Genomic DNA, 12,924 nt, shown 5'->3' with positions numbered 1-12,924 from the left:
TTAAAACTCACCCTTAAACCAGCTTTTGACCCGATTCAAAAAGCTAGTAACCCCTTGGCGCTCTGGTCGTTCGAACTGACGTTCTATGACTCGTCTAGCGCCATAATGAAGCAAACCTATTCCTGTTGAGTAAATAGGTTGATCAACATATTCGTATAATCCTTTCACTGGCAGCGGCGATGCTACCCTAACTGGCATGCCAAAGGTAGCTTCGGCGATATCCACGGCACCCGATATTGACGATGTGCCGCCTGTGAGAACTATGCCAGCGGCGATTTGATCTTCAAAACCGCTCTTCTGTAATTCTTTAAGTACTAATTCAAACAATTCTTGATACCTAGGCTCAACCACTTCGGCCAAGGTATGACGCGACATGCTGCGAGAAGGTCGCCCGCCCACTGAGGGCACTTCGATACTGTCTTCTCGGCTAACCATAGCGCTACGAGCACTGGCAAACTGCACCTTGATTTGCTCTGCATGGGTCAATGGCGTTCTAAAAATCTTGGCGATATCTGAAGTCACCTGATTACCGGCTACCGCAACGACTGCGCAGTGACGCAAAGCGCCATTGGTGTATACCGCGATATCTGTGGTGCCGCCACCAATATCGACAATACATACACCTAAATCTTTCTCATCATTGGTGAGCACAGAATCTGCCGAGGCAATCCCTGAAAACACCAAATCGTCAACTTTTAGACCACAGCGCTCAACGCTCTTAGTGATATTTTTTGCCATATCGTTAGCACAGGTCACTATGTGCACCTTGGCTTCCATACGCATGCCCGACATGCCGATGGGGCTTTTAATGCCGTCTTGCACGTCGATGGCGTATTCCTGCGGTAACACATGAAGAATGCGACGCTCCGTTGGAATTTTTACCGAACGCGCCGTGTGGATCACATTGTCCACATCTTCTTGGGTCACTTCTTCGTCGTTAATCGACACCATGCCATTTTCATTCTGACAATGTATGTGTTTACCCGAGATACTTAAATACACAGATGAGACTTGGCAATCTGCCATAAGTTCGGCCTGATCTAATGCTCGCTGTACGCTGCGCACAATAGAGTCAAGATCGTTAACCCCACCCTTGTCCATCCCTCTGGAAGGATGATTGCCTAAGCCGACAACACTAATTTCGCCGTCAGGTAGCACTTCGCCAATGATCACAGCCACCTTAGAGGTGCCTATGTCTAGCCCGACGATGAGGTTTCTTTCCTGATTTTTGATCATTTATTGTCGACTCTCTTATTTTGTCTCATTCCAGCCCACCGCAAATCCTGTGTCATAGCGTAAATCGACCTTGGCAACGGGCTTACTACTCTTCTCTAATGTCGGATAGACATTGATAAATCGTTGCACGCGGGACATCTTATCCTCGCGGCCAAGCTCAAGCAAAATGCCATTGTCTAACTGAGCACGCCAAGCGCGTCTCGGGCTTAAACTCAAACTCACCAATTTAAAACCGTTTATGGTCAGTAAATCATTGAGCTGCTTAAAACTGGTTAGCACCTCTTTGGCCATGGTTTCTGGCCCCCAGAGCACTGGTAAGGCTGCAAGCTCTGAGATCAAAGGCGCTTCGAATACTTCACCTTGCACATTAAGCCAGGCTTTATCGTTCCATCTGGCCACTGTCACTTGCTCTGTCAGGTGCACCTTAAACTGTGCCGGCCACTCTCGGCGTACCTTGGCCTTATACACCCAAGGCAGGGACTCTAAGACTTGCTGTACTTCAACCACATCGGCACTGAAGAAACTGCGTTGCATTAAATCTTGTAATGCATCTTGGATCTCATCGTCCTTGGTGAACGTTCGCTCACCTTTTACCGCTATCGCTTCTATGGGTAAGGCATCGGCATCGTTCAACAAGGCGTGCAATTGCGTACCTCCCCAACCGATGGCACCTAGCACACTCACAAGAAACACCAGACCAGAGTAAAAATACCAATTTACCCTAGATAAGGTCTTTCTGAGTTGACGCCCCTTATCGCTCCACGACACGCTATTTTCGCCCCTGAATCTGCCGCAGAAGGTGCTTCTGCCAATCGGTCATTGTATCGACCTTTATCATTAAACTAAAGCCAGTAACTAACACCAATTGATTGATTATTAGCCACTTTACAGACTGTTTTACTATTCGAAGCCTAAATTTGTACTTGCCAAGAGTTTTGACAAGGCGCCTATATTGCCAGCGCCTTGAGTCAAGAGTAAATCCCCAGCTTGTAATACATCCGGTAATACACTGGCTAGTTGATCCGGACTTGCCACAAAAATAGGGTCTATCTGCCCACGCAAGCGAATGGAGCGACATAAGGCCCGTCCATCCGCACCAGGAATTGCCGCTTCACCTGCCGAGTAGACATCCAGTAATAACAGGCAATCGACCTGAGACAAGACTTCAACAAAATCATCATATAAGTCACGGGTACGGCTATATCTGTGGGGCTGATACGCCATCACTAGGCGCTTATCCGGCCAACCGGCACGGGCGGCTTTGATGGTCGCCAACACTTCACTAGGGTGATGACCATAGTCATCCACCAACATCACTTGACCATTGGCCGTGTTGAATTCGCCCAAATGCTGGAATCGGCGACCTATGCCTTCAAACTCAGCTAATGCCTTAACGATAGACTCATCATCGATATCATCTTCGCTGGCAACGGCAATCGCCGCTAATGCATTGAGCACATTGTGCTCGCCAGGTAAGTTAAGCACTAAGGCTAAGTCTTCTTTGTCTTTTCTACGGACCACAAACTGGCTTTGATGACCAATCTGGTTAAAATTCAATGCTTGCACATCGGCATCTTGACTAAAACCATAGGTGACAATTTGACGGCCCACCCTAGGCATGATTTCACGGTTGATTTCATCATCGATACACATGACTGCCACCCCATAGAAAGGCAGGTTATGCAAAAAGTCCACAAAGGTGGTTTTTAATTTCTCAAAATCGCCGCCATAGGTGTCCATGTGGTCGGCTTCAATGTTAGTGATTACGCTCACCATAGGCTGCAGATGCAAGAAGCTGGCATCACTTTCATCCGCTTCGGCAATCAAGTAGCGACTCGTGCCTAAACGGGCATTGGTGCCTGCGCTATTAAGCAGACCGCCAATCACAAAAGTAGGGTCACGCTGTGCCTGGGCATACACGCTAGCAATTAAACTCGTGGTGGTCGTCTTACCATGGGTGCCAGCAATGGCAACCCCATGACGATAACGCATCAGTTCGGCGAGCATCTCGGCGCGGCGAACAATCGGAATACGGCGCTCTTTGGCAGCAATGATTTCTGGGTTTTCATGATTAATCGCCGTCGATACCACCACCACATCGGCATGTTCTACGCTGTCAGCATGGTGGCCAATAATCACTTTGGCTCCAAGGCTAATTAATCTGTCGGTCACACTGTTGGTGGCTATATCTGAGCCACTGATGTGATAGCCTTCATTGACTAACACTTCTGCAATACCGCCCATACCCGCGCCGCCAATACCGACGAAATGGATATGCTTGATCCGTCTCATTTCTGGGATCATGCTACGTAATTGCTTGTATTTCTCTGTATTGGTCATCTCAACTCTTTCTCGCAAGTTCGGCACAAATCTCGGCCACTTTATTGGTTGCATCTAACACGGCAACCTCTCTAGCTTGTTTGCCCATCTGCACCAATACCTCAGGGTTATTGGCGAATAAGCTCAGCTTTTCAGCTAAATTGTCACTGGTTAATATGGCTTGAGGTAATAAAAAGCCCGCGCCTGCGTCCACTAGAATGGCGGCATTGACAGTTTGGTGGTCGTCCACCGCATGGGGATAAGGCACCAAGATACTCGGCAACCCCACGGCAGCAAGCTCAGACACAGTCAAGGCTCCTGAGCGGCACACTACCACATCAGCCCAACGATAAGCCGCTTCCATATCATCAATAAACTCGGCTACATTCACATTGACGGCCTGCCCCATCTGCTGGTAACAGGCTTTAGTGGACGCTAAATTGTTTTTTCCAACTTGGTGCCAGACGGTAATCGACAGGCTGCGGCTCAGCTGAGCCACGACGTTAGGCATTACTTCATTGAGTACCTTAGCCCCCAAACTACCACCGACTACAAGCACTTTTAACGCATCATGTTGCCCTTGCTGCTTCATGCTACCCAAGAGTGCCAACTCTTCCCTAACGGGATTGCCGACCACTTGTACACTCTGGCCCGCTAACGCAAACGTATTGGGGAAGGCGCACAATACCTTAGTGGCGATACGCGCCAACAACTTATTGGTCATACCCGGAATGGCATTTTGCTCATGCAAGACTAAAGGAATACCAGCTAAACGCCCGGCTACCCCCCCTGGACCACTGGCAAAACCGCCCATGCCCAAAATAACCTGCGGCTTAAACTCGGCAATCACTTCACGGGCCTGCATGATAGAGCGCATGATTTTAAAAGGCGCGGCTAAAGTACGCAGTAAACCATTACCACGCACCCCTTGGATGTCGATAAAATCAATATCAAAGCCATGCTGAGGTACTAGGCGAGCTTCCATTCTGTCAGCTGTGCCTAACCAGCGTACTTGCCAGCCTTTTTCGGCTAGATTCTTGGCAACGGCTAAGGCTGGAAAAACATGACCACCTGTACCGCCAGCCATGATTAAAATTCTCGGCGCCATGGGATTGACTGTCATTATTTGATTCTCCCTTCTATGGCTTGAATGGCACTTAAACGGCGCTCATGATCGATACGTATAAGTAACATGGCCGCTGCCGTCATCACCCATAAACTACTGCCGCCGTAACTAATAAAGGGCAAAGTTAAGCCCTTAGTCGGTAACATGCCTATGCTTGCACCCACATTAACCACTGTCTGAAAACAGATCCAAATGCCGATGCCATAGGATAAATAACCTTCGAACGGTTTGGCATTCAGTAGGCATAAGTTGCCAAGTCGGATGGCCCTTAGTGCTACAAAAAATAACACCAGCAACACGCAAATAATGCCAATAAAACCTATTTCTTCGCCTATTACCGCAAAAATAAAGTCGGTGTGAGCCTCAGGTAAATAGGCCAGTTTCTGGATGCTATTGCCTAACCCCTGACCGAACCAATCACCACGTCCATAGGCCATCAAAGACTGAGTTAACTGATAACCACTGCCGAAGGGATCTTCCCAGGGGTCCATAAATGAGGTCACTCGGCGCATACGGTAGGGTTCAAACAACACCAAGCCGACGAAGGTGATGATGCCAAACATCACCAGCACCAAGAAATCGACAATTCTAGCACCAGCTAAAAACAACAAACTCACGGTACAAACGAACAACACCACCACAGTACCTAAGTCAGGTTGCAAGATAATCAACAAAGCAAACAAGCTGTATACACCGATAGGCTTATAGAAACCCTTGCGGTTTTCTCTCAATTCACCATGGCGCCGCACTAAATAACCCGCCATATAAATCACAAACACAAACTTTGCCAATTCTGCCACTTGGATGCGAATAGGGCCCACCGATAACCAACGCGTCGCGCCGTTCACTGTGGTGCCCACAACCAATACCGCCATTAACATCAGCAGCACCATTAATACTAAATAGGGACTGTATTCTTCCCAGCGGCTGAGCTCAGTGTTAAGCACAAAGTAAGCAATCACCACGCAGCCAAACAAATAAGCGACATGACGATAAATAAAATGAAACGGATCCCCCGTTAGCTTCTGCGCTTCTGGCATTGAGGCCGACATCACCATCACAAAGCCAAAACAAATCAGCGCGATAATGGCGCATAATAAGCTGCGGTCATAAGTCATCATGGAGGATGTTGCGCTATCACCCAGTAGTCGGTTCCAAGACACATTAATGCCGTGGCGAAGAGGCTGAGTTCTCAACTCGTTAGACACCATCGGGGAGCTGCTCCACCAATTGCCTAAAGTCATCACCCCTTGCCATAAAATTCTTATACATGTCTAAACTGGCGCAGGCGGGTGATAGCAAGACGATGTCGCCTGAATATGCCATTTCAGCGGCTTTGGCTACCGCTTCTGCCATGGTGGCAACTTCAATGGCGCCTGGCTTTAATTTTGCTAGTTTATGGCCATCCCTGCCCAAAGTAATAAGCTGCACAACATTGCTAAGCGCTTGAGTCAAAGGCCTAAAGTCAGCGCCTTTACCGTCACCTCCGGCAATTAAGTACACTTCACCAAGATGAGTGCTTAAGCCTTCTAATGCCGCCACAGTAGCGCCAACATTAGTCGCTTTAGAATCATTGATGTAAGACACGCCCTGTTTAACCGCCACCAACTCACAGCGATGGGACAAGCCGCTAAATGTCTTAGCCACTGTGACCATGGGCTCTTTTTCGACGCCGCAGGCATGCACTAACGCCATTGCCGCCAGTAGATTGCCATGGTTATGACTGCCAATTAAGGCCACATCTATGAGGTTAATGATGTCGCTATCGCCGTGATATATCTTACCGTCACCTAAGCCCCAAGCATCACCATCTGGTACCCCTAAACCAAAATGGTTTTGATTCATGGGTTCATGGGGGTAAGTCAGCTCATCATCTAGGTTATACATGATGAAACGGCTCTGATCGTATAGGCGCAATTTAGCATTGCGATAAGCGGTTAAATCACTGTATCTGTCCATGTGATCTTCTGAAATATTTAAACAGGTCGCGGCGATACAATTAAGGCTATAGGTGGTTTCTAGCTGAAAACTCGATAATTCGAGCACATAATAATCCACGTCCATGGCGAGCAAATCTAATGCTGGCGTGCCTATATTGCCGCCAACTGCAACCTTCAACCCCGCCGCCAACAGCATTTCATAGACTAAAGTGGTGACAGTGGTTTTCCCGTTCGAGCCGGTAATGCCAATCACGCAGGGCTTTTTATCGGCAATGGCGCGAGCAAACAGCTCAACATCACCTATGACTTCTATGCCCATGTCCATCGCCGCGCGCACTTCTGGGGTATCTATGGCAATACCTGGGCTTATCACTAGCTGTTGTGCCTGGACTAAATAACGGCAATCGAAACCACCAGTAATCAGCTCAATATCGGCAAACTCTTGTGCTAATACATCGGCCCCAGGAGGATTGCGTCTGCTATCCATCACCAAGGGCTTGATGCCTTGAGACACTAAATAACGCACTACAGAAAGCCCTGTGGCCCCCAGTCCTAGTACTATGTGCGTGAATTGAGTTTGCATCTCTAATTACCTTAACTTCAACGTGGCAAGGCCAAGTAACACTAAAAACAATGAAATAATCCAAAAGCGCACGATTACCCGTGGCTCTGGCCAACCTTTAAGCTCATAGTGGTGATGAATTGGCGCCATGCGGAAAATACGCTGACCACGCAACTTGTATGAACCCACCTGCAAGATCACAGACACGGTTTCCATCACGAATACCCCGCCCATGATCACCAATAGAATTTCCTGACGCACTAATACCGCGATAGCACCTAATGCGGCGCCCAAGGCCAGTGACCCCACATCACCCATGAAAACCTGCGCTGGGTAAGTGTTAAACCAAAGAAACCCAAGACCTGCTCCCACAATGGCGGTGCAGACTATCACCAGCTCACCCGCTTCAGGCAGATGAGGAATATGCAGATAATTGGCGAACTGTACGTGACCCGATAAATACGCGATCAGTGCAAACGCACCAGCCACCATCACAGTGGGCATAATCGCTAAACCGTCCAGCCCATCGGTCAGGTTCACCGCATTACTGGCGCCAACAATGGTGAAATAAGCCAGCACGATGAAGACCAAGCCCAATTGCGGCATCACATCTTTGAAAAACGGTACCACAAGTTGCGTTTCACCTGGCAAGGTTGAACTGCTGTACAAGAACACAGCAACCACAAGCGCCGCCAAAGACTGCAGAATGTATTTCCAACGGGCAATTAAGCCTTTCGTGTCTTTACGCACCACTTTTCGATAATCATCGATAAAACCAATAGTGCCGAAGCTACCCAGCACAAACAGCATTACCAGCACGTAGCGGCTCTCAAGATCGCCCCACAACAAGACGCTAACAAAGATGCCCGCTAGGATCAGCAAGCCGCCCATGGTCGGCGTACCACGTTTAGAAAAATGTGACTCAGGGCCGTCATTACGCACCACTTGTCCAATCTGCAATAACTGCAGACGGCGGATAAGTTTAGGACCACACCATAGGCTAAACACCAATGCAGTCAACAAGCCCAAGATGGCGCGAAATGTCACATAAGAAAACACATGAAACCCTGTATGAAATTGGGTTAAATATTCGGCTAGATAAACCAGCATCTACGCTAACTCCCCATGCTCGTAAGCATTTAATAAATTCTCTACCACTCTTTCCATGCGCGCACTGCGAGAGCCCTTGACTAACACAGTCACAGCGCCGCGATTGGCCTTAATCGCCGAGGTTAATTCCACAAGCAAAGCAGGCAGCTCAGCATAATGCGGGCTGCCAAAGGCTAAACTGGTATTTTCACTCAAGCTGCCACAGCAAAATAGCGCATCGATTTGTGCCTCTTTTGCTTGTTGGCCGACTTGTGCATGTAAATGGGCCGCATTGTCGCCTAATTCGCCCAAATCTCCCAGCACTAAACAACAAAAACCGTCACGATTTTTAAGCCAGTCGATGGCGGCGCTGACAGAACTAGGGTTAGCGTTATAACTGTCATCTATGACCAGCAGGCGCCCTAAGGTATGAGGCTGCATCCGGCCTTTCACTGGTGCAAGCCTTGCCAGGCCACTAACGATGTCAGTTAAGCTAATGCCTAAGGCTAAACACATGGCACTGGCTGCCAGTGCATTACTGACCTGATGAATACCGGCCAAAGGCAATTGCACAGCCAACTGCTGCCCTTGATAGTGAATAGTAAAGCCATAGCAGCCCGCAGCATTCATGTTAAGCCCAGTGGCTTGAATGTCTGCGTTAGTATTAGCTTCACGGGAAAAACTCAACTGCTTAAACGCCTTGGCCTTGGTTTTCATTAGCTCACAAAATGCATCATCGGCATTAATGACTGCTACACCATCGGCACTTAGGTGATTAAATATCTCAGACTTAGCCTCGGCTATCCCTTCTATGGAGCCAAAGCCTTCTAAATGAGCACTGCCAATGTTGTTCACTAAGGCGACTCTCGGGCGCACTAATGAAGAGGTGTAATCGATTTCGCCCTTGTGATTAGCTCCCAGCTCAAATACTCCGTATTCATCAGCTTGGCTTAATCGCAATAAGGTTAACGGCACACCGATTTCATTATTAAAATTACCGGCGGTGTAAAGCACTTGATGCCCTTGAGATAAAATACTGGCAAGCATTTCTTTTACACTTGTCTTACCGTTTGAGCCGGTCAGCGCCACGCATATTGGCGAGACAATATCTCGCACTAGCGCGCCGATTTCACCCATGGCTTTTTGGCTATTTGCCACTATGAGCTGAGGAATATCCAGCGCAAGCTCGCGCTCCACCAACAAGGCCTTGGCACCATTTTCTATGGCCGTGGCGGCAAAATCATGGGCATCGAAACGCTCACCTTTGAGTGCCACAAATAAACAGGCTGCGGGTATTGCGCGGCTGTCTGTGCTCACATTGGCTATGGTGAGGTTTTCTCCAAGGTGCTTGGCATTTAACTTTTGGGCTAATGCGTCCAAGGTTAATTCGATCATAATGTCACCTGAGATAATGTCAGTGCCAAGGCGCGTTCATCATAATCTAAACGCTGCCCAGCAATTTCTTGATAGGTTTCATGCCCCTTGCCCGCCAAAAGCACTATGTCTCCTGCCTTAGCAAGTGTGGCAACCCGTTTAACTGCGCTGACTCTGTCCACTTCCATTAAGGCATTTTCAGGCTGAGTTAAGCCCTTAAGCACATCGCCAATGATGGCGCTTGGATCTTCACTGCGAGCATTGTCGCTGGTGACCATTAACTTGTCGGCAAACCGCTCGGCAGCTTGGGCCATCAAGGGCCGTTTGCCTTTATCTCTGTCACCGCCACAGCCAAATACACACCATAATTGCCCATGGCAATGAATACGCAGCGCTTTTAGGGCTTGCTCTATGGCATCTGGCGTGTGGGCATAATCCACCACTAGGCTGGCACCTTGTGGCAGGGAAAAACGCTCCATGCGTCCAGCAACTGGCACTAATTTTGGGGTGACGGCGAGTAAATCCGCCATGGCCACTCCACTAAGGTGTAAAGCGGCAATAGCGGCTAATAAATTAGATAGATTAAATGCACCTAATAGTGGCGATACCAGCCGCGCTTTATGTTGAGAGACTGCGTTTTCGCCAAAGTCGTGATAATAAAAATCCCCTTGCACACCGGCATCATCAAAATGAAGCTTATCCGTGTAATAGCAAGCCTTGGCATTGGGGCTAACACTAAAGCCTTTACGTTTAGTGGCGGCAAGTTCCTCAAACCACTGGGCACCTGTGTCATCATCAAGGTTTAGCAATGCATATTTGAGGCTTGGGAATTGAAATAGCCGCTTCTTAGCGCTGGCGTAAGAGGCCATATCTCCATGATAATCAAGATGATCGCGCGTTAAGTTAGTAAACACTGCAATATCAAAAGGCACAGCTGTCACTCGCCCTTGCACTAAGCCATGGCTTGAGACTTCCATGGCACAAATATCTGCGCCCTTGACATCAAAGTCATGTAACTGTGCCATGACAGTGACGGCATCGGCGGTAGTGTTGCCACTATCAACTAACTGGCCCCACAGGCCATTGCCTAAAGTGCCCATAACGGCGGCTTTGCCGCCCAATAAACTAGTGAGCTGTGCGATCAATTGGCTTACAGAGGTCTTGCCATTGGTGCCAGTGATTCCAATAAGTGCCATTTTTTGTGGCGTTAGTGGATAAAACTGCGCCGCAACGGCACTAAGCTGACTGCTTAACTGAAAGAAATTCACCACAGGCCAAGGCGTGATACCGCTGCCTAGATTTTCTACCTTTCCATGGGAATCAGGGTCATCCGTATGCACCAAGGCCGCTACCGCGCCTTGGGCTTTCGCTTGTTCGATATAAGCACGGCCATCCACTTGATGCCCGGGCAAGGCAATAAATAAACATCCTTGCGTCACTTTACGGCTGTCTAAGCTCATGCTGGAGGCTGATTCAACCCCAGCGTAATGAAACCAAGGGGCTAAAATATCAGATAAACGCATCATTGAGCCCTCCTAGGTGCTGCGGCAAGTTGCACTTGCTCGCGCTCGGTTATGGGCTCCACATTTAACATTTGCAGGGCCGCCGACATTATTTTGCCGAAGGCAGGTCCTGCCACATCGCCGCCATGATAACGGTCACCCTTTGGCTCGTTGATCACTATCGCAATGGCAAGCCTTGGGTTATGCACAGGCGCAACCCCTGCAAACAGTGACATATAGTTATCACCATAACCACCGGCGACCGCCTTACGGCTGGTGCCCGTTTTACCCGCGATAGGGTAACCGTCGATATGTGCCTGAGTTGCAGTGCCGCCTTTTTCAGTCACGCCCACCAGCATTTGCATCACATCTCGAGCCACTTTCTCATCGATAACCCGCTCGCCCTGAGGCGCCTGCTTAAGTTTCAACACCGAAACAGGGTAGGAAATTCCGCCGTTGCCTAAAGTCGCATACATGCGTGCCAATTGCAGCGGGGTGGCAGTTAAGCCGTAACCGTAAGATAAGGTCGCCCGTTCAAAATCAGACCAACGGCGTCGATCATGAATCACCCCTGCACTTTCCCCCGCAAGGTTAATGCCTGAATAATTACCTAGCCCCATGGCCTGATAGGTGCCAAGTAGCTGCTCAACTGGGATAGATAAGGCCACCTTACTGATGCCGACGTTGCTGGATTTAACCAAAATTTTCGCTAACGACATGTCGCCGTAATTAACGGGGTCGCGTACCTGACGGCCGCCCACCCTCATCCAGCCTGGTGAGGTTGAAATCACATCATCGAGCTTGACGGCCCCAGCTTCTAGGGCTGCGACCATAGCAAAAGGCTTAACCGTAGAACCAGGTTCGAAGGTGTCGGTAAGGGCACGGTTGCGCATGCGATGAGATTGCAAATTGTCACGCGCATTGGGGTTGTATGAAGGGGTGTTGACCATGGCCATGACTTCGCCCGTGTGCACATCTAAGATGATCACAGAACCTGAGGTGGCTTGGTTAATTTCTGTGGCGCGCTTAAGTTCACGATATGCCAGCTGCTGTAATCGCTGATCGATACTGAGCACTAAATCATTGGAGCTCGCGCCTTCTTCCACTACATCAAGGCGCTCGACCACTTGGCCATCGCGAGATTTACGCACTCTCTGCTTGCTGGGGGTGCCCGTCAGCCAATCATTGTAGGTATTTTCTATGCCTTCGATGCCGACATCGTCAATGTTAGTGATGCCAATGAGCTGCGCCGCAGTTTCACCCGCGGGGTAATAGCGACGAGATTCAGCTTTAAGGTAAATACCGCCTATCTTTAACTGCTTGATATAATCGGCGACAGCCGAAGTCACTTGGCGTTTAAGGTAGATAAAACGTTTCTTAGGATCCCGTTTGACCTTATTGACAATCTCATCCACCGGCTCTTGCAGCACGTCGGCCAGCGCTTGCCAGCGGCGCATGTCTTTGAAGGCATTTTGATCAAAGGAATGCTTAGGATCGGCCCATACCGCCATCACAGGCACGCTAACCGCCAACATTTCTCCGTTTCTGTCGGTAATAAGCCCACGTTGAACCTGATTACTGCTGGTTCTTAGGGTACGCATATCACTTTCGTAACGTAGCTTTTCTGGCTCTATGATTTGGATAAACGCAGCGCGGGCTAGCAAACTGGTAAATAGCAGAAACACAAAACCCACCACTACGTATAAACGCCATGGAATGAGTTCTGGATTAGTCTTCTTTGTTTTTAGCTTAGCTTGTTTAGCCATTTACCCTATC

Annotated in this window: 9 protein-coding genes and 1 pseudogene; all 10 read right to left on the bottom strand. The window is 48.9% G+C overall.

Annotation, left to right across the window (positions count from 1 at the left end):
* The 10 genes and pseudogenes from ftsA to SDEN_RS01840 all read right to left on the bottom strand — a co-directional run bounded on the left by ftsA (position 1) and on the right by SDEN_RS01840 (position 12,914).
* Complete coding sequence (ftsA, locus tag SDEN_RS01885; protein ID WP_011494820.1) at positions 1–1,236, bottom strand: cell division protein FtsA; 1,236 nt, start codon at positions 1,234–1,236, stop codon at positions 1–3.
* Positions 1,181–2,004: pseudogene (locus SDEN_RS01880) on the bottom strand (cell division protein FtsQ/DivIB). The gene ftsA and the pseudogene SDEN_RS01880 overlap by 56 nt, the downstream one beginning before the upstream one ends.
* Positions 2,005–2,136: 132 nt before the next feature.
* A complete protein-coding gene (gene murC, locus SDEN_RS01875) occupies positions 2,137–3,576 on the bottom strand; it encodes a UDP-N-acetylmuramate--L-alanine ligase (protein ID WP_011494818.1) in 1,440 nt (479 codons plus the stop codon).
* A 1-nt stretch (position 3,577) separates the two neighbouring features.
* Positions 3,578–4,678 carry an undecaprenyldiphospho-muramoylpentapeptide beta-N-acetylglucosaminyltransferase gene (gene murG / locus SDEN_RS01870; RefSeq protein WP_011494817.1) on the bottom strand — a complete coding sequence of 367 codons (1,101 nt, stop codon included), beginning with the start codon at positions 4,676–4,678 and terminating at the stop codon, positions 3,578–3,580.
* The gene (gene ftsW, locus SDEN_RS01865; RefSeq protein ID WP_011494816.1) at positions 4,678–5,892 is read right to left on the bottom strand and encodes a cell division protein FtsW; all 1,215 of its coding nucleotides are present in this window, start codon (positions 5,890–5,892) and stop codon (positions 4,678–4,680) included. The genes murG and ftsW overlap by 1 nt, the downstream gene beginning before the upstream one ends.
* Positions 5,882–7,204: a UDP-N-acetylmuramoyl-L-alanine--D-glutamate ligase gene (gene murD, locus SDEN_RS01860; RefSeq protein WP_011494815.1), complete on the bottom strand. Its 1,323-nt coding sequence runs from the start codon at positions 7,202–7,204 to the stop codon at positions 5,882–5,884. The genes ftsW and murD overlap by 11 nt, the downstream gene beginning before the upstream one ends.
* A 6-nt stretch (positions 7,205–7,210) precedes the next feature.
* Positions 7,211–8,293: a phospho-N-acetylmuramoyl-pentapeptide-transferase gene (gene mraY / locus SDEN_RS01855; protein ID WP_011494814.1), complete on the bottom strand. Its 1,083-nt coding sequence runs from the start codon at positions 8,291–8,293 to the stop codon at positions 7,211–7,213.
* Complete coding sequence (gene murF / locus SDEN_RS01850; protein WP_011494813.1) at positions 8,294–9,667, bottom strand: UDP-N-acetylmuramoyl-tripeptide--D-alanyl-D-alanine ligase; 1,374 nt, start codon at positions 9,665–9,667, stop codon at positions 8,294–8,296.
* A complete protein-coding gene (murE, locus tag SDEN_RS01845; RefSeq protein ID WP_011494812.1) occupies positions 9,664–11,172 on the bottom strand; it encodes a UDP-N-acetylmuramoyl-L-alanyl-D-glutamate--2,6-diaminopimelate ligase in 1,509 nt (502 codons plus the stop codon). Before murE ends, murF begins: the two co-directional genes overlap by 4 nt.
* Positions 11,169–12,914 (bottom strand): peptidoglycan glycosyltransferase FtsI, encoded by a 1,746-nt coding sequence (locus tag SDEN_RS01840; RefSeq protein WP_011494811.1) that lies wholly within the window; start codon positions 12,912–12,914, stop codon positions 11,169–11,171. Before SDEN_RS01840 ends, murE begins: the two co-directional genes overlap by 4 nt.
* Positions 12,915–12,924: the final 10 nt, after the last annotated feature.

This window comes from Shewanella denitrificans OS217 (genome assembly GCF_000013765.1).
In the GTDB taxonomy this organism is placed as follows: Bacteria; Pseudomonadota; Gammaproteobacteria; order Enterobacterales; family Shewanellaceae; genus Shewanella; species Shewanella denitrificans.
This window is presented reverse-complemented; position numbering and strand designations above follow the sequence as displayed.